The sequence below is a fragment of the Blautia sp. HA8986 genome, from assembly GCF_056504635.1.
On sequence record NZ_JBWLUQ010000001.1, the window covers coordinates 1,402,178 to 1,419,914 of the forward strand.

Sequence of the window (17,737 nt, forward strand, 5' to 3'; positions counted from 1 at the left end):
TTTGTTTGCGGAAACATATCTACAAATTCTGTAGCAGAAAATTCTTGATACATTCCGCTATCCATATCACAGCCTAAACCTCGCCTGTTCACGGAAAAAGTTCAACTTTTTTATTCGTTTCTACTATTATAGTGATTCAAACATAAAAGTCAAATTTTGCAAGGAACCTCCATCGCCTCAACCTTGTCCGTTCTTCCTACAAAAACAGGTCAACAGCTATTTTTCGTCCTAACTGATAGCCAGGTTTCCATGCACTCGACCTTATCATACCTGAAAATCCAGCATTGAAAGAGAGGACCGATCCTATTACTTCTTCGCATTCTCTTCCAGTTCCAACATGTATTTATCAAAGTCAGACATGAACAATCTGTCCTGAATAACACGATACTTTTCAAATTCAGTCTCGGCTCTAGCCTTGGCAATCTCTGCCGTGATCTTTCCTGCATCCTGAAGGACCTCTCTGTCATCAGCCATCAGGAATAGATCCAGACGCTTTGCCCAGTCCTCCATTGTCATCGGAATGTGACGTTCTGCACGATCCTCGGCCAGATCCAGATAAGCAGAAACGATACGCTCTAATGAACGCATTTCCTGCTCTGAAAGATAATTCTTCGCAACACTCACATCACTTTTTACAATCTTTCCTTCCGGTGCTGCTGCCCACGTGGTCAGCCCCATATGTGGCTTATCAGCATCTGCTCGCTCATAAATCAACTCTGCTGCCGTATGTCCGTGAACTGCATAATGCATCTTGTTCTGCACCTTGGAAAAAAACTGCTTTGTTGTTTTGGATGTGCGGTCGTAATCAAGAGCTGTAGCATAGATGTCCGTTATCTTCTGATAGAATCTACGCTCAGATAAACGGATCTCACGAATCTGCTCAAGCAAACGATCAAAATATTCTGTTGTAAGCACTGATCCACCATTTTTTAGACGTTCGTCATCCATAACCCAGCCTTTGATGGTGTAGTCCTTGGCAATTTGATTGACCCATTTACGGAACTGAACCGCACGCTCTGAATTTACTTTAAAGCCTACTGCAATAATCATCTCCAAGGAATAGTGATTTGTGCTGTAGCTTTTTCCGTCAGCGGCAGTTATCCGAAATTTTCGGATAACTGAATCCTCTTGTAATTCGCTATCACTGAAGATTTTTTTTACATGATAATTTATGGTGCGAACATCCACATCGTACAACGTGGCCATCATCTTCTGTGTCAGCCATATATTCTCATCCTCATAGCGCATCTCAATGCTGTCCTGCTGATCACCGACAGAAGCAACATAAGTCAAATATTCTGCAGCGCTGGAACGGATGGTTATTTCATCTTTTTTCTTTTTCAAATAAGAGACCTCCTTCTGGTTTCTTCTCATTTCACCAATTGAAAATCACAACAAAATTGATAGCTTTAATATTTCTTTGCAAGTCCAGAAAAATGTGACTCCACAATTCTATCCATCTGATTAGCAATCTCCGCAAAAGGCTGGTTCAAGTCTAGAGTTTTAACACTTATCTGACTTCCATGCATTTGATACACATTGTCCGGTTGTATTTCTTCTTCTGTCTTTGCATAGAGAAGCATTCCAGAAACTGTATTTTTCTCCTCTCCAAATTGATAACTCCGATTTTTTACGTATGTAAAAATCTGATACAAATTATTGGAATGAATCGTATGTTTATCAAACTGGGACTGTGTTGTGTGACTATAGTATTTTGCGTCAATAATAAGTACAGTATTGCCACGTTGCAGATGAATATCACTTTGCATGACCGGAAGCATGGTTCCAATACCATCATCCAGTGACCACGGAATCTGTGATGCACTGACAGATAATTCAGGATAATGTCTGCTGTAATATTCCAGAATAAATTTCTCATACAACCTACACATACGTTGCTCATCTACGAAAGAGGCTAACCTATAGTCACCTGAATCTGTTGTAATAAGCATCCCCTCAATAATCAACTGGCAAATACTTACAAGCATTCTATATGTTTGATTGTTACGCTGAAAACGAATGGACGACCATTTAATTCCTGTTGGTTCTATTATCTCTACATTTGAAAAATACAACATTTTCTTTTTTAGATCATCTTTGTATTTTGCTTGCACTTTTCCATTGCGTAAAAGAAGCGTAACAGTTGTTTTCAGTATTTGATTCAGTAAATTGTTTTCTGACAACTCATCAAAGTCGCAAGTAAGTACCCTTTTATGTGCCAACCTATTTTTAATTGTACCCGGCATATTTATTTTGCCGCGCATAACTGAAAGTTCTTCCTGACGACTTATGTATTCTCTATATAGCCCTTGCTTTAACTGCAATCCAATTCCCTTAGACAGAATCGCTGCCAGCAGATTATACATCTCGTCAAAAGACTCTACTGCAACATCTTCATAGGTTTCTTGGTTCAGTGCCTGAAAAGCATAAGAAAGCATATGATAAATATTATTGATTAAAATGCTCTTATCCTTTGTCATTGAAATACACCGTGCAAAATATTCTCCCAACGTTGCAGTTTGTCTGTATCATCAAACCAGTATTCTGCTAACATAGGCAACACATCAAAATCAACCACATCTTGCATCCATTCTTCTGTACACTCATCTGTGTTACAGAAATAGCTATGCCCAATACAGAAACCTTTACCAAGTGATTTATCTTTAGCAATTTCTTGGTTCAATTCCTTAATACGGTCAATCAGAGTATTGAATGTGTCGTTTGCGAATCCTTCCTGATATTTAATAAAACCTTCTGAATCAAATCCCGGTTCCATATCAAAGAAGCTAAAACGACGACGAAGTGCGTAATCAATCATCGCCAGACTTCTATCAGCAGTATTCATCATGCCAATGATATGTAGACGCTTTGGGACAGAGAAACTTAGGCCATTGTAGGCTAATGTTGCTTTCGTATCTCTATAATCTGCCTCAATTAACATGAGTAACTCACCAAAGATCTTACTCATATTTCCACGGTTGATCTCATCAATGATAAAGAAATAATCTTTATCAGGATGGTTTGCAGCCTTTTGACAAAATCTATAGAAAATACCATACTTCAATTCAAATCCATCTTCAACCGGCTTATACCCCATCATGAAATCTTCATAGGAATAATTTTGATGGAATTGCACAAACTCTATGCGATCATCATCCTTCTCACCCATAATCGAATATGCAAGTCTCTTTGCCGCAAATGTCTTTCCAACACCTGGAGCACCTTGAAGAATAATATTTTTCTTCTTTTTCAAAACTGCAACTAAGCGCTCATACTTTGCTTCAGTCATATATACATCATTTAAGAACTTTTCTTTGTCATATTTTTCAATACTATCTGCTGCAGGTGGTGCTGGATTTTCATCACGAATCATGTCATAAATGAAATCATATTCACCCTTTGTCAGTTTGAACAGACTACCCTGCGGATTACCAAAGTACTCCATTTTTTCAAGTTCTGGACAAGCTTTCAGAGTTGCATAATCAATTGGAGAAGACAGCCCTTCTACTTTTTCAAAATAAATTGATTTTCCATCTTGTTCCGCACTAATTTTGAGAATTGCAACTACCTGCTTTACCGGTGTGGACTCATAGCCGATTATCATATCTCCAGCCTTTGCATCTAAGAAATTCTGAAAAATACGCCGTTTATTGCCATTATCATTATATAATGTATAATCCTGTACTTCTCCAACTGGCATGCTAGCCATACTCCATATTTTGGGATTTGCATTCAAAAACCAGTATCTATGATCTTCTTCTCCTTCTTCATCTTGCGCATACAAAAGGACTTCTGATAAATCGACTTGATCTAGAGCTTCTGCTAATTCATCACGAAGTTTCCAAACATAAGATCCTTCTTCATCTTTTGCAGCATTCTTACCAACATATAATACAGGCCAAAATCGAGAGTTTTCTTCATCTCTTGCAATTACTGGACATCCAGTTTTTTGAACAATACGTCTTGCCAATGCAACAGATCCACTATTATAAAAGTTCTTGGTTTCTCCGTATTTCACAGCAAGCTGAGTGCAAGTAGCCTTTCCACCATAATCCTTCATTCGTTTCATGATTTCGAGACTGCTCTCATTAAATACGTCTTTATCTGTCAGAAGCTCTAACCAATCCTCTACCGTTAATGCCGGAGTATAATCAGTCGGCCACCACTCATCCGCTTTAGGACCTGGTTCCTCCTTGTTCCAATAGCGAGAAATAAAGAAGCCCACATCTATTGTAAGAGTTCGTAATTCAGGATCAGCGTAACATGTAGATGTCAGCTGAGAATTAAGCAGATTTTTAAGTTCATCATCCTGCTGAAGTTCAGCACAAATCTCATCATAAAATGCCACAAAATTCCTGATGTTATCAGCATAAGCACCCTTTTTGAATCGATAATCACTTTCCAGCTCCGACGAGACAGCTTTTACTTCACTCAATTTGTAGATGTAATATTTATCCGGATATCGAAGCCATAAATATGTCATTATCGCATTTTCATACTGGTAATGCTGAGCCGCTCCATTGCCATACCTCTCTAATAACGTATTAGATTTATTTTTGAAGCTGGCTACTCTCTCGTATAAATCCTTGCTCTCATCATACAGTTCAATATACATTGAGCGTACTTCTTCTGGCGCAATCTCTGCAAACTTGGTAATCATTCTTGCTGGGAAGTTATTTACCGCTGCCAACAAATTAGCCGTCTGAGCAAGTGACTTTGTTAGCATCTGTGCAAAATCATCTGAATTGACATCCCAATTTAACTGAAAGCATTGCACAGCCTCCCATTTATATTTTTCATTAGGCCACTGTTGTTGCACAAAGCGTTTTTTGTACTCTACCAGCACTTCTTTTAGTCGAAATTTATCGAACACTGTCTTTCACCGCCTTTATACTGATTCTCTAAGACTTTTATAAATCTCATCAGAAAAAATTCCCATCACCTGATGTTTCATTTCATCATTTGACAACAACATTGAAAAGAAATCTTGATTCTGTGACAATCCTTCAATAAGTGCATCATCAATATCATCAAAATAAGAGAACTCAAAGTCTTGCTGTGTATTATTCTTAGCACTTGTTTTAAGTTTATCTGATTTCATAAGGATATCTCTAATCTGCAGCATAGCCTTTACAACAACATCGTTATCATAGTTCTTGCCAGTCTTGCTGTTAATCTCATCGATTATTTCAGACAGTCTCTTTTCTTTATCCTCACTCAAACCAAAGTGTTCCGCCGTCGGCAGTTTCATTACCGGCTTTGCAACCAGGTCAGATGAAACATGTTCTTCACCCTTTTTCTGAACAAATTGAGAGGCTTTGATCTTTCCATCCAAATTAAAGCCACCACCTGGATGCTTAATATTGATATAAGCTAACAGGTATGAAATAAAGTTATACTTCTTGTGCAAATCAGTATCTTCAAAACTAGAAACTTGAAGCAAAAATTCATAATAACGAACAAATCCACGCATATCTGCCACAGCTTGACGCTGTGTTTCATATTCATAATGTTCCAGTAGCTTCTTGCTTTTCTGCAGGAAGAATGTCAATCTTTGCTTCTGTTTCCCTGTTACTTTCTGTGAATACAATATATCATTTGCAGCTTCAATGTCAGCCGGATCAAATAATGCATAGGCATCAATAGTAGCTTCCAAGTCGTAAATTGCATTAGGCGTTACTGAATTTGCCAGTAATGTTGTGGTGTAGTATGGAGCAAATGCAGCTTTGATATCCTCGTATGTATTTACGAAATCCAACACAAATGTCTTTTTATCATATGGAGCACAAATACGATTCAGTCTCGAAAGTGTCTGGACAGCATTAACACCTCTTAGTTTTTTCAGAACATACATTGCACACAGTTTTGGCTGATCAAATCCTGTCTGATATTTATTAGCAACCAAAAGCACTTGATAATTATCTGTATCAAATTCTTTGGTGAGTCTATCCTCCGGAAAACCATTGATAGATGCCTCTGTATATTCTTTATCATCATCCGGTAGTTTTACTTTTCCAGAAAATGCAACCAGAGCATGAATTCCGTCGTAACCTTTCTTGGTAATGTACTCCTCAAAAGCCTGTCTATATTTAACAGCACCTTGTCTGGACGCGGTAATAACCATTGCCTTAGCCTGGCCACCCAGTTCCTGCATTACCGTTGTTCGGAAATGCTCAACAATTACTTCTACACGCTGTGCAATATTAGTATCATGCAATTCTATAAAGCGTGCAATCTGCCTCTTTGCCGCATTCGTTTTACAACGAGGATCGTCTTCGATTTCCTTGTTAAGCTGGTAAAAAGTTGAATACTCTGTATAGTTCTGCAGAACATCAAGAATAAAGCCCTCTTCTATAGCCTGCTTCATCGAATAAACGTGAAATGCTTCTCTCTGGCCATGCGTATTCAAACGACCAAACAACTGAATTGTTGTCGGCTTAGGTGTAGCTGTAAATGCAAAAATTGATACATTTGCTTGCTTACCGTTTCTTTTGATTTCACTTGAAATCATATCTTCAACATCTGATTCAGTTTGATCACCAGAACCAAGCGACATTGTTACCGCAGCCATATCTTTACCTGCAGTAGAAGAATGTGCCTCATCAATAATTACTGCAAAACTTTTATTCTTAAGGTCCTTTACACTATCAACAATATACGGGAACTTTTGAATTGTGGTTGCAATAATCTTTGTATTACCATTCAATGCAATCGCAAGGTCAGCTGAATTGCACTTATCGTCCATAACACGAATCAATCCGGCCTTATGCTCCATTCCCATGATTGCTTTTTGAAGCTGACGGTCAACAACAACTCGGTCAGTGACAATAATGATGTTGTCAAAAATTATCTTGTTTTCTTCGTCATGAAGAGATGTTAAACGATGTGCCAACCATGCTATAGAATTTGTTTTTCCAGATCCAGCGCTATGCTGAATCAAGTAATTCTGTGCAGTGCGATTTTCTCTAACATCGGCAAGCACTTTTCGAATAACATCCAGCTGGTGATAACGAGGGAATATCAAATTCTCAGAACGTTTGATTTTCCCGGTCTTATCATCTACTTTTTCTTTTGTCTCGACAAAAATAAACTTACTTATTAAGTCCAAAATCGTATCCTTTGTAAGGATATCTTCCCACATATAAGATACGCTATACTTATCTTCAAACGCAGGATTTCCAGCACCAGCAGTTACACCTTCTCCGTTTCCCATATTAAAAGGAAGGAAGAATGTAGCGTCACCTGCGAGTTTTGTTGTCATATACACTTCTTCTAAGTCCATAGCAAAGTTTACCAACGTACCTGCTTTGAACATAAAAAGACGTGTTTTGGGGCTACGGTCGGTTCGGAACTGATAAATTGCATCCTGATAAGACTGCCCAGCTGCATTGCACTTAAGTTCAAATGCAATAATAGCTAGTCCATTCAAAAAGATAACAACATCAATTCGTTCTTTATCGCTGGCCCACACTTCCTCCATTGCAGAGAAAATATTCTGTCCATACTTTCTAGTCAAATCTGGATTGAATGTAGTTGCCGGTTTTGTGTACATGAGTTCCAGCTTCTGATTAGAAATTTCGATTCCATGCTTCAGCACATCAAGAAGGCTGCCACGAGTTTTTGTCGTTTCAGCATTGATAAAACTAACAATCGTCTCTTCCAAATCAGACTTATATATTTTTCTCAGATATTCCATCGTTTCGTGCTGAGTATCTTCTAGAAACTTAAAGAACATCTCACGGTCAACTGCAAAATAACGATCAAAGCCACTTGCCTTACGAATAACGTAACCATTATCCTTTTCCAGTCTTTCAAGAAGAAATTTCTGATATTCTTTTTCGGAAAGAATTGATGCGTGATGAAGAAGCTTCTCGCTGTATGAAGCAACTCGTTTTGCAGCATTTTCTGCATGTTTTTCCGCATCCAAGTTCGTAATATCAATTATCGTTTTATCATCCATTGATTATCCCTCCTTACTCACTTTTCAGCCGTTTGATTAGTTGACGTGCAAAAAGCAAAGCAATCTGGTCGCAACTATATTGGGATGAGTCAATCGCTTGTATATCTGCTATAGATGGATACTTTTCTTGTAACTGTGAAACCGTAATGTTGTGTAAAATTGGTAGAATCAGCTTTTGGCCGTTTCTATTCTGTCGGTTTAAAAACTCATTCAATTCACGCTCAGTCCATTCTCGATCAAAGAAATTTTCTGAAATAACGATAATTGCAAACTCTGCTTTTTTCGTGCCGTTCAGAATGCGATCCTTCCAATTATCTCCCCACTCCAAAGACTCTTTATCATAGAAAATCTCAATTCCAAGTTTGTTTAATGACTGATATAATTCTTCAATCAAATTTTCTTTGTCCTTATTAGCATGAGAAATAAAAACATCAAATTCAGACAAGTTTTTTGCCTGATTCTTTGGCATACTAACCATTGAAATTCCGTTCATTTTATTTATAAAATCTTGATCCTTGCTGATACTCTCCAAACATCCAACGAGATTTTTGTAAGCATCCAGATTTCTATGAAACAGGATTGTTTTCATGCGGTTACCTAATGGATGTTCTTTAAGATAATTATTGTAAAAAATCTCTACATCATTGATCCATACTTCACTCGGACGATTATATTCGTTTATATCCGTACCGATTGCCGCTGCATTAATTGGGCTTTTAATAGAATGAGTCCTTTCTAGCAGATTATTAAGTTGTTCTTCAAAAGTAGCCATTAGACAACCTCCTTCTTCCCAGTTACATACTCAAAGATGAGTGATTTCTTATATTCGTCAAGTGTTGCAAGCTGCTCTTTCTTATCAGAGATAACATCATCCGCCTTTGCAAGCACTGCATCGACATGTTCAACAATCGCTTTTTGTTCATCCAGCGGTGGAACAGGATATGAAAGATCCGCTAACTTGTTCCAACGCAAATCACAAGAACGAACTCGAATTCCGGTTGCCAGTGCAAGGAATACATCACTGTACGCCATGCTACGAAGATAGTACATAATGTATCGCTTGTTTTGGTTGGTATCTAAAACATTAAGCACAGGTGACGCCTTGCCTCTTGAATCAGAAATGCCAATAGCGCCTGCAAAGCCGTCCATACCATGTACAACCAGATCACCGATATCAATGCCTTGATAACCGATTTCTTTATCAGACATCGTAAAACCATCTTCACGTCGATTGCTTCTCAGGGTTACCTCACCATCGCGGAAACAGGTTATTACACCATCATCATCACGCACCGGCTTCTGCATATATCGTAGAATGTACTTGCCACGAATAACCTCCCAATGTGAAGGCATATTGCCAATCCATTGAATCCCGCTGTCCTTCATCTCGGCATCGGGATTCAGTCCTTTGGTGACAGTTTCGGTGATAACAGACCGCTTGTACTGCTCCAGCGTGTCGATCTGAGTTTGAATGTCGGTGGTCAGCACATCAATTTCAGCGCATTTAGCATCGAGAAAATCGGCAATGCGGTGCTGCTCACCTGTTGGAGCAACCGGTATAAAAAGGCCGCCAAACTTATCCATCGGAATGCGCATTCGAATTGTATTCAATTTTCCATTTCCAGATTCTTTAATAAGAATGCCATTTCCAAGTCCAAACAAACTGCGTTGAAACATCGTTGTCTGAAAGATATAGTTATAGTAGCGTACATCTTCCTTTGCATTCCAAGGGCGAAGCATATAATAAACAGGACTAACACAACCAAAATATTGCGACAGCCCCACAGAGCCAGACAATATATTCATGCTATTCATTACGATATCCCCAGGATAAGCCAGTCTGTATGCACTCACATCCTCTTTAGGTTTGTTTCCTCCACCTTCTTTTTGATCGTATGGAATGACGCCTTGTTTAGCAGTCAACGAAAGAATTTCTGTTGTCCTAACAGGATTATTTTTCTCAACTCGTTCTTGCAAACAGTATTTTATTTTTCTTAGTTCCCAATTGGAGGGAAGCTCTCCCAACCAAGAGATTCCACTCGCTTTCATTTCTCTCATATCAGCACCACCTTACTCAAACAGCTTTGCCACACGCTTTGAAACCGAAAATTCCAGTTCCATAAACTTTGTTTCCAGCTCTTCACTTGGCGTTGATGCCTGATATTTGTAGAAATACCGCGTGAATGGGATTTCAGCACCGGTCTTGATGACAGGTTTTTTCTTTCCAAGATCTTCCTCAAAGAAAGCGGCGGCATCCGGGATATGAGGCAAAACCTCACGTGCCATATAATCTTCGATGCTTTCCTCCCATTTCACCAGTTCGGTGTCCTTGGTTTCTTTGTCGTAAATAATCCTTCCCTTGCGGTCACGTTGAATTTCTGCATTCTTATCCATAATAGAGAGGCCATTAGCAATCTTGTCGAGCAATTTTTTATCAGATGTTGCCGAAGCAAGTGCCTTAGTCAGTACAGGCATAAACTCAGTCGGTGAATTATATACTTGTTCTGAAGTGACAGCTTTCAATGTAGTAATAATCTCATCGTATAAGGCCTGATTGTTTTGGAATGATTCCAATTTTTTCTGTTCTTTGCCAGTTAGTTCTTCAGCATTCTCCAATTCATTAACCTTAGCCTGATCATAGAGAGAAGAAAGCGCACCCTTAGACAGCATAGCTTCGATACGCTCCTCTGTAATGGCATAGCTACGCTGAAGAGGCTGCATAACCGTGTACTCACGGTAAATGAACTCCTCGTTGTCGTAAATCTTGCAGTACTCGTTTTCTGCAAATTCTGCATAGAGCTTCGTTACGGTGCTGCGGTCTTCCGGAGATATTTCATTTTTCTTATCACCCAGAGCCTTGCGCAGTTTGTGGAAGAAGGACGAAGCATCTATCAACTGAATCTTGCCCTTGCGCTCAGCACGTTTATTTTTTGAAAGCACCCAGATATATGTAGCTATGCCCGTGTTGTAAAACAGATCTGTTGGCAATGCAATAATTGCTTCGATTAAATCGTTTTCTAACATCCAACGACGAATTTGGCTTTCGCCAGAAGCTGTACCACCTGAAAATAATGGACTACCATTTTCAATAATAGCAGCACGACCAAAGTTATCATCCATTTTGTCAATAGCAGATTGCAAAAACAGCATCTGCATATCGCCGGAACCAGGGAGCCCAGCACCCCAACGGCCATCATGTCCCTTTGCGTATTCATCATTAACTGCTTTTTCTACACCTTCAGCGGCATCCTTTCCTCCCCAAGGTGTACCAAATGGAGGATTTTCAATGACGAAGCGCATCTTTGTTTCAGGAAAACAATCTTTTTTCATTGTATCCTGATACCATATATTCTCAGCATTTTGGCCCTTGATGAGCATTTCTGCAAGACAGATAGCATAAGATTCCGGGTTGATTTCCTGACCAAAAAGACGCACATCCGCAGTGGGATTGTACCTCTTAATGAAATTATAGCTTGTAGAAAGCATACCACCGGTACCACAGGCTTGATCTAAAACTGTGATGACCTTTCCATCATCAAAAATATCATCACATCCTTCAGCAAGCAGAATATTTACCATCAATTTGATGATGTCACGTCCGGTATAGTGATCACCAGCTTCGGCATTTTCAGAAAATCTACGAATTAGATCCTCGAAAATATATCCCATCTTTACGTTATCAATTGTGCGAGGATTTAAATCCAGATCTGAAAATGCTTTAACGACACTTAACAGACGGTCATTTTTATCCATCTTGTCAATTTGCTTATAAAAGTCCAAACCTTTCTCAGCAGATACAATAATCTCCTGAACATTTGGTGAAAAGCTTTGCAAATATGCTTTGAAGTTTGCAGCTAAATGGTCTGCATCGTTAATCAGCTCTGCCAGTGTAAATTCACTAGTATTGTAGAACTGAAATCCCGAAATACGATACATAGCTTTTGCTGGGTAATTTGGATTTGCTTTAAACTGTGCAACCACCTTATCTTTGGTAGGTTCCAGCGCACACTCAAAACGTCTGATAATAACCATCGGAATGATTACATCTTTATATTTATCACTCTGGTATGTACCACGCAGCTTATTTGCAATAGACCAGATAAAATTCACCTCTGTTGATACATCGATAGGGCTATCGTCCCACATTGCATCGATAGTCTGCTTTTGTGCCATTATATTTTCCTCCAATCAGACTAAGAGCTTCCTAACCCTAGTCATTGTTAATTTTATATGTTTAAGTGTCCAAAAATCGGGACTTAGTCCTCGATTCCCATCATCATCTTATAGTTCTGTTCCTGATGCATGGCAGTGAAAATCAACTCAAACACTTTTTTGCACTGTTCCACATCACTGCCATCATCAATATAGTTGAAGCCATCACTTATAACAGCTGGGCCGTCGTTCATATATGTGAGCATGCTTGAAGCAAGGTTGTATCGGTCATAATTAGGCTTCTGTCCTTCCACTTCATCCACAAACAACAGCTTATTCTGTTCCAGAACAATCTTGTGAAGGTCGTTTCCTTCGTAGCCACATATCTGAATAAAGTAGTATTCAAGAATATGTCGGATTACATTCTTCACCGTATTTGCTGTTTTCAGTTCCTTATATTCATCCCACAGAGCAGCATACGAGTTTTGAATTGGATTATAGTTCTCTTGCTCGGTAGGTACTCTCTGACTCTGACGCACACAAAGTTTAACTGAAGAAATGTTTTCTATCTTACGAATCATATAGAACGAAACGCTGTGATATCTCTTTGCTTGGTAATGCGTAATTTCCTTATGGAAATAAACATTGTGAGTCAGAATGAAAATCTGCTTAATATAGTCGCCGTCGACTTTATGGCTTCGATAGTCCGTATTGTTGTAACAAACCTCAATCATCTCTCTGACCAGAGCACTGACGATGAACAATGCTCCACTATCCATACTGGATACCGGGTCATCAATAACAACAATTTTATCTTTTACAGCTTCACTATTAAGGCTTCCTTTCACAAGGTGATAGTAATACAAGAATGCAATAAAGTTTCTTTCACCTTCGCTCAGTTTTTCTGCAACAGTTCCATCCGGCCGAATAACCTCATATGTATTTGCTACTCCGTCCTTTGCACGAAGATGGAAACCTTCAAAACCAGAATTATCAAGCAGAACATTGATGCTATCGATAGTGGCCTCAGTATTCACAATCTGTTTGTTTAGTTCATTGGCCTCTTTCTTCTTGGCAGTAGCATCCTTTTTTAACTGTTCCATTTTATCTTTCAATGCTTTTATTTCAGTGTCCAAATCAGACAGTGCTTTGTTGTACGCAGCTACATCAGCTTTCAAAAGCTCTGCAAGATACTCCCACACCTGCTTTTTGCATAGAACCTTCTTTGTTTTGAGGTCTCTGACTATCTCGTTATTTTCTTTGATTTTCTTATTAAAGCCATCAATCAGAGTGCCAATCTCAATGAGCAAACTATCAGTATCTTCTAAGGAAGCAATGGATGTCGGCTCTTTAATCTTTGCTGCAATTCTCTGTTTATTAATGGTTATCGCATCCACAAGAAGCTGAACTTTTACTTCATATTCTGACAAGTCTAATTCCGGCATAGCAGCAGATACATTGCCCTCCAGCGTTGCTACAACGGAATCCATCTCTGATTCATATGTTCTTTGAAAAGCATTAATCGCAGAGATGTCATCTTGATACTGTGCATCAAAGCATGCAGCTATTTCTTTATCAAAGTTAGACGGGAGTTTTTGCTGGCAATATGGGCATTTTCCGTCTGTCTGGCCAGCAAAATGAGTATGACCACTTCGTACCCAATCAGTAGCTTTTAGGGCTTTAATAAATTTTGCAAAGTCCGTATCACTGCTGCTGGAGATTGGTTTTCCCATCAATTCATATCCCGGCAGGGATGCATAGGTAACTTTACCTGCCTTAGACAGCATGTTGTACTGCTGTGCATCGCCAGAAAAAACGGTCCCATATAGAGTTTTTAAATCTTCAACATCATGAGCAACCGGCGTAATTGCTAAAATTTCTTGAGCGAATAATGCAGCTTTTTTCTTACCCTTAATAGCTTCATCGAATAGTGTTCTGGCTTCCGCACTCTTGCTCCAGCAGTCTGATTGAAATGTCGATAAAGCGGTATTCTTATCCGCTGTTTTCTGGTCTATAGCGGCCTTATGTCCGTTATATTCCTCACCCATTTTCTTGCGTTCTGCATTGAGTGTATCAACCTGCTCTTGAATAGCAATATTAGTTTCATTTACGGTGAATACACCAGCAAGATTTCCATAGTTACGCAAGTTAGCATTTATAAAATCTGTATCATACACAAGAACATCATAGTCAGTTGATGCCTTCCCAGCTTGCCACTGTAAACGCTCATCGTTTGCCTTAAACGTTCGTGCAATGGTAGATTTGCCTGCACCATTCTTCCCATAGAAGAAATTTACATACGTCGGTTCTATAACCTCATTGGAAAATGTGGCATCGTTTAACGTTATTTTTTCTATTGCTGATTTCATTTTAGGGTTCATATGCAAATCTACCTCCTGCTTCTATTCTTTAATTTTTCCTTCTCTGACCCATTCGTCAACTTCAGAGATTTTGAATTTATATCGTTTTCCAGCTTTATATACAGGTAATTTTCCTTCTTTTATCCAAGTACGGACTGTATCCTGACTCAAACTTAGGTGTTCTGCTACATCTTCAAGGTTTACCCATTTTTCAACTTGCATGTTTTCATATTCTGCACTCATATTATTCCTCCATGTTCGATTCCAGATGAGTGGTTGCGTATTTATAAAGAAAAGACTTGTATCCCAGCTTCCCTTAATACCTCTACTGCATTTATCTTTTTTATTGCCCAGTGCATACGATTCAATTCATTCGTTCCGCTGCAGCCTTCGATTCCGAGTTCAAACCGAAGTTCATTTATTTTCTGCTGTGGTATCCAGTTAAGTATTTGATAATATACTTTAATGCCATTGTCCTGAATCTTTACATCAACAATCAACCCATACGCAGCATAGTGGTCTTCATCTGTTTTCCCATAAGTGTGGTTCTCAGTCGCAATAATTGCCGGATAGGTTTTCAGCACCGATATTGCATCTTCTGACAAAGCCGCATAAGCTGCTTTCAGTTCTTTTGAGGTACTTTCCGTTATTGCTCTGTCCTTTCGAACAAGGCAATGACAGTACTGAGGATTTAATTCATCATCTCCAACAACCAGAAGGTGATAGAAATCTGTATTTAATGTAATGGTGTGCACTGCGTTAGGGCTTCCCGGCATGGGTGGTGCCCCACCCACCATCATTACGCTATAGGTATTGTTCACAGCGTCTGTATGAGCTACCAATGTATTATTGTTACCGGGCAAATTAAATGTCGTATTCGGTGTTTGCGCTTGCAAAACTCCCGGTTGTGATGGCTGTAATTTATTCTCCATCTTTTTTCTGCCCTCCATAATAATTGTTCGTAATGCTATCGACATGCTGAATGAAGCTATTGTTATTTCCAGTTACGTTGAAATTAAAAACCATTTGCTGTTTAGATTTTTCTTTGTTCTGATGAGGATCTTCACAGTCCGCTTCAACTATGACATCTTCTGGTGAGCCATTAGCATCATTCTCAGCTATGTCACAATCTTCAAGCTGAATGTATCTGAGTTTGATATCTACTGGCCAATCGGCACCAATATCTCCTTTGTAAGTCCTTTTTGCTCCACCGGCAGACGGACACCAGAAATCGAATGTTTCAGCTCCAACTACATTATCAACACTACATACCGAATAATGAAATACACCTAATAGAAATGACTGCAAAGGAATTTCTTTCATATTTATGAGTTCTTTTTTCTGCGCTGTTGTTCCATCTTCTTTGATATAGAAAGATTGGCTATCATCAATGCAATTATCCAACGATATTAATTCGACGAGTGCTTTCACGAGTAGCTCGTCTTTTTTTATATCTCCTCCAGCATCAATGAAGTCATCCACAAAGCGGCACATTTTTCTCAATGTATCCACATACTCGTTCTTCACTCTTTCGTCAAAAACTCTCAATGCCGTTTTATCACCGAACGGGAAGTAGCCTCCGCCTGCATTCTTGCATTTCTTATATTCTGAAGCGTTACCCTGAATTGTTTTAATTTCAGTCGGCATTGGTGTCGCTAAATCAGAACGTATCACTCTGGCTAAACCAATCAAAGTTTCATATTCAGTTAATCCATCTTTTTTTCCTGCGTAGTGTTCATTTGCACCCAGCAGTTGCTTTCTAGCCTCTAAAAGTAAGGTGAAAAACGTACCGCCACACAGTCTTAAATTTTCATTTTTTGTCATTGATTGTCCCTCTAACCAAATTTACCTACTCAACTTACTCAACTGTGAATGGCAGGCCTACTCAACTTACTATTTTCTAGCCCTGTGAAAAGCCACAGGGATTTTTTGATGTTTGTCGGCCGTCGAATCTGATGAATATAAACCAGAGCAACCCCCAACAAACCCTACTAAATCATCATAACACTTTTCGACATTATTTTCAATGTAGCGAGTATGAACGAACAATAAACTCTACAGCGAAATATGCCTGAAATCTCTGTTTCCACCTGTGACTGGTCACAAATCTATGCCAATCACAGGAGGTAAATGTTATGGCAAACAAAGACAATCAGAGCAAACAGTATCGTATCTACATCAAGGAATCCAAAAGCTGGGTAGACGTAAACAAGGAGTTCTACACGAACTACTACCGTGACATCAACGCCTACCGTAAACGCCAGCAGGAACATGGCCGTTGTGTCTGCCCTGCAAGCAAACGCTATTTATGCGACATGGACTGTATGACCTGTCCGTATGTCAAGGCTGGCGATCAGCTTTCTCTCGATAACACCGTAAGCGACGGTGAAGGAAATGAAAAGAGCTGGCTTGATGACATGCCGGATGAATCCGCAGCTATCGCTGAATTAATGGAGGACGCAGAACTTCTTCGTGCCCTCTACGCAAAGCTGAACGAGCTGGACCCGGAAGGCCGTCTTATCTGCCAGCTTATTATGGAAGGAAAATCGGAACGTGACTGCGGCAAGGAAATGGGCCTCTCTCGTAATACATTCGTGTATCGCAGGGACAAGCTGTTCCAGAAGCTCCGCTCCGAGCTTAAGGACTACATCTAATATGAATGGTCGTCCTCTGATTCTTCAGGGGACGATTTTTCTTTTCAAAAAAGTTTCTTATATTTTTCGGCCAAACGGCCATCTCACCTCCATTGAGTAGTGTAAGGCGAAACAAAGCGACCTACAGAAAGTGAGGTGAACATTGTGAATCGGACTTTTCACAACAGAAGCGGTACTGACGCAGAAGTGATTGCTACTCTCACTGCAATCAGTCAGGTATCCACAAGAATGGCGAAGAATCTCAGAATCATCGCCGCACACAGACAATCCGAGGAAGGAGGGAAAGTAAATGTCAAAAATGAACGATATGGCTATGACCATCGAAGAGCTGAGAAATGCTGCCACTGCTATTAATGATGCAGCAAACTGGCTCATACAGCAGTTTTCATCTGACGATAAGCAGCAAGCTGAAAATATTACTGCTAGACCTGAAAAGAAAACAAAACCTGCACTGACCTTTGAGGAGGTTCGAGCTGTTCTGGCTGATAAATCTCGTCCCGGACATACAGTTGAAATTCGAGAACTTCTTAAAAAGTACGGTGCAAGTAAGTTGTCACTCGTAGACCCGATACATTATGAAGCCCTGCTCAGGGAAGCGGAGGTGCTCTAAT

The 17,737-nt window shown here is 39.5% G+C and carries 14 protein-coding genes; 3 read left to right on the forward strand and 11 right to left on the reverse strand.

Features of this window, described 5'->3' with window-relative positions; translation table 11 throughout:
- Nucleotides 1–306: 306 nt before the first annotated feature.
- The 11 genes from AC04Q4_RS06570 to AC04Q4_RS06620 all read right to left on the reverse strand — a co-directional run bounded on the left by AC04Q4_RS06570 (nucleotide 307) and on the right by AC04Q4_RS06620 (nucleotide 16,296).
- Nucleotides 307–1,344 carry a RhuM family protein gene (locus AC04Q4_RS06570; RefSeq protein WP_476388745.1) on the reverse strand — a complete coding sequence of 346 codons (1,038 nt, stop codon included), beginning with the start codon at nucleotides 1,342–1,344 and terminating at the stop codon, nucleotides 307–309.
- Nucleotides 1,345–1,409: 65 nt separating this feature from the next.
- Nucleotides 1,410–2,480: a 5-methylcytosine-specific restriction endonuclease system specificity protein McrC gene (mcrC, locus tag AC04Q4_RS06575; protein ID WP_118752506.1), complete on the reverse strand. Its 1,071-nt coding sequence runs from the start codon at nucleotides 2,478–2,480 to the stop codon at nucleotides 1,410–1,412.
- Nucleotides 2,477–4,873, reverse strand: a complete 2,397-nt coding sequence (locus tag AC04Q4_RS06580; protein ID WP_195456430.1) for an AAA family ATPase — start codon at nucleotides 4,871–4,873, stop codon at nucleotides 2,477–2,479. Before AC04Q4_RS06580 ends, mcrC begins: the two co-directional genes overlap by 4 nt.
- Nucleotides 4,874–4,888: 15 nt before the next feature.
- Nucleotides 4,889–7,960, reverse strand: a complete 3,072-nt coding sequence (locus AC04Q4_RS06585) for a DEAD/DEAH box helicase family protein (protein ID WP_476388746.1) — start codon at nucleotides 7,958–7,960, stop codon at nucleotides 4,889–4,891.
- Nucleotides 7,961–7,973: 13 nt separating this feature from the next.
- Nucleotides 7,974–8,732, reverse strand: coding sequence for a TIR domain-containing protein (locus tag AC04Q4_RS06590; protein ID WP_476388747.1), 759 nt, complete (start codon nucleotides 8,730–8,732; stop codon nucleotides 7,974–7,976).
- Nucleotides 8,732–10,018, reverse strand: a complete 1,287-nt coding sequence (locus AC04Q4_RS06595; protein WP_110103433.1) for a restriction endonuclease subunit S — start codon at nucleotides 10,016–10,018, stop codon at nucleotides 8,732–8,734. The genes AC04Q4_RS06590 and AC04Q4_RS06595 overlap by 1 nt, the downstream gene beginning before the upstream one ends.
- A 12-nt stretch (nucleotides 10,019–10,030) precedes the next feature.
- Nucleotides 10,031–12,133: an HsdM family class I SAM-dependent methyltransferase gene (locus tag AC04Q4_RS06600; RefSeq protein WP_195456432.1), complete on the reverse strand. Its 2,103-nt coding sequence runs from the start codon at nucleotides 12,131–12,133 to the stop codon at nucleotides 10,031–10,033.
- Between the two features lie 83 nt (nucleotides 12,134–12,216).
- Nucleotides 12,217–14,493, reverse strand: a complete 2,277-nt coding sequence (locus tag AC04Q4_RS06605) for an AAA family ATPase (RefSeq protein ID WP_195456433.1) — start codon at nucleotides 14,491–14,493, stop codon at nucleotides 12,217–12,219.
- A gap of 21 nt (nucleotides 14,494–14,514) precedes the next feature.
- Nucleotides 14,515–14,715: a helix-turn-helix domain-containing protein gene (locus AC04Q4_RS06610; protein WP_008976224.1), complete on the reverse strand. Its 201-nt coding sequence runs from the start codon at nucleotides 14,713–14,715 to the stop codon at nucleotides 14,515–14,517.
- Nucleotides 14,716–14,756: 41 nt separating this feature from the next.
- The gene (locus AC04Q4_RS06615) at nucleotides 14,757–15,404 is read right to left on the reverse strand and encodes a hypothetical protein (protein ID WP_476388748.1); all 648 of its coding nucleotides are present in this window, start codon (nucleotides 15,402–15,404) and stop codon (nucleotides 14,757–14,759) included.
- On the reverse strand, nucleotides 15,394–16,296 hold the full coding sequence (locus AC04Q4_RS06620; RefSeq protein WP_195456434.1) for a hypothetical protein: 903 nt from the start codon (nucleotides 16,294–16,296) through the stop codon (nucleotides 15,394–15,396). The genes AC04Q4_RS06615 and AC04Q4_RS06620 overlap by 11 nt, the downstream gene beginning before the upstream one ends.
- 311 nt (nucleotides 16,297–16,607) lie before the next feature.
- Between AC04Q4_RS06620 and AC04Q4_RS06625 the strand changes: the two genes are divergently transcribed.
- The 3 genes from AC04Q4_RS06625 to AC04Q4_RS06635 all read left to right on the forward strand — a co-directional run bounded on the left by AC04Q4_RS06625 (nucleotide 16,608) and on the right by AC04Q4_RS06635 (nucleotide 17,736).
- Nucleotides 16,608–17,126 carry a helix-turn-helix transcriptional regulator gene (locus tag AC04Q4_RS06625; RefSeq protein WP_110103438.1) on the forward strand — a complete coding sequence of 173 codons (519 nt, stop codon included), beginning with the start codon at nucleotides 16,608–16,610 and terminating at the stop codon, nucleotides 17,124–17,126.
- Between the two features lie 144 nt (nucleotides 17,127–17,270).
- Entirely contained in the window at nucleotides 17,271–17,480 is a 210-nt protein-coding gene (locus tag AC04Q4_RS06630; RefSeq protein WP_195456436.1) for a hypothetical protein, read from the forward strand.
- Nucleotides 17,416–17,736 (forward strand): DNA ligase, encoded by a 321-nt coding sequence (locus AC04Q4_RS06635; RefSeq protein ID WP_195456437.1) that lies wholly within the window; start codon nucleotides 17,416–17,418, stop codon nucleotides 17,734–17,736. The genes AC04Q4_RS06630 and AC04Q4_RS06635 overlap by 65 nt, the downstream gene beginning before the upstream one ends.
- The last annotated feature ends 1 nt before the right edge of the window (nucleotide 17,737 follow it).

Excerpts from the sequence above, each read along its gene's own strand:
- AC04Q4_RS06615 (WP_476388748.1), bottom strand. The coding sequence starts at position 15,404 with ATGGAGAATAAATTACAGCCATCACAACCGGGAGTTTTGCAAGCGCAA.
- AC04Q4_RS06625 (WP_110103438.1), top strand. The coding sequence starts at position 16,608 with ATGGCAAACAAAGACAATCAGAGCAAACAGTATCGTATCTACATCAAG.
- AC04Q4_RS06590 (WP_476388747.1), bottom strand. The coding sequence starts at position 8,732 with ATGGCTACTTTTGAAGAACAACTTAATAATCTGCTAGAAAGGACTCAT.
- AC04Q4_RS06600 (WP_195456432.1), bottom strand. The coding sequence starts at position 12,133 with ATGGCACAAAAGCAGACTATCGATGCAATGTGGGACGATAGCCCTATC.
- AC04Q4_RS06585 (WP_476388746.1), bottom strand. The coding sequence starts at position 7,960 with ATGGATGATAAAACGATAATTGATATTACGAACTTGGATGCGGAAAAA.
- AC04Q4_RS06595 (WP_110103433.1), bottom strand. The coding sequence starts at position 10,018 with ATGAGAGAAATGAAAGCGAGTGGAATCTCTTGGTTGGGAGAGCTTCCC.
- AC04Q4_RS06620 (WP_195456434.1), bottom strand. The coding sequence starts at position 16,296 with ATGACAAAAAATGAAAATTTAAGACTGTGTGGCGGTACGTTTTTCACC.
- AC04Q4_RS06610 (WP_008976224.1), bottom strand. The coding sequence starts at position 14,715 with ATGAGTGCAGAATATGAAAACATGCAAGTTGAAAAATGGGTAAACCTT.
- AC04Q4_RS06635 (WP_195456437.1), top strand. The coding sequence starts at position 17,416 with ATGTCAAAAATGAACGATATGGCTATGACCATCGAAGAGCTGAGAAAT.
- AC04Q4_RS06605 (WP_195456433.1), bottom strand. The coding sequence starts at position 14,493 with ATGAACCCTAAAATGAAATCAGCAATAGAAAAAATAACGTTAAACGAT.
- mcrC (WP_118752506.1), bottom strand. The coding sequence starts at position 2,480 with ATGACAAAGGATAAGAGCATTTTAATCAATAATATTTATCATATGCTT.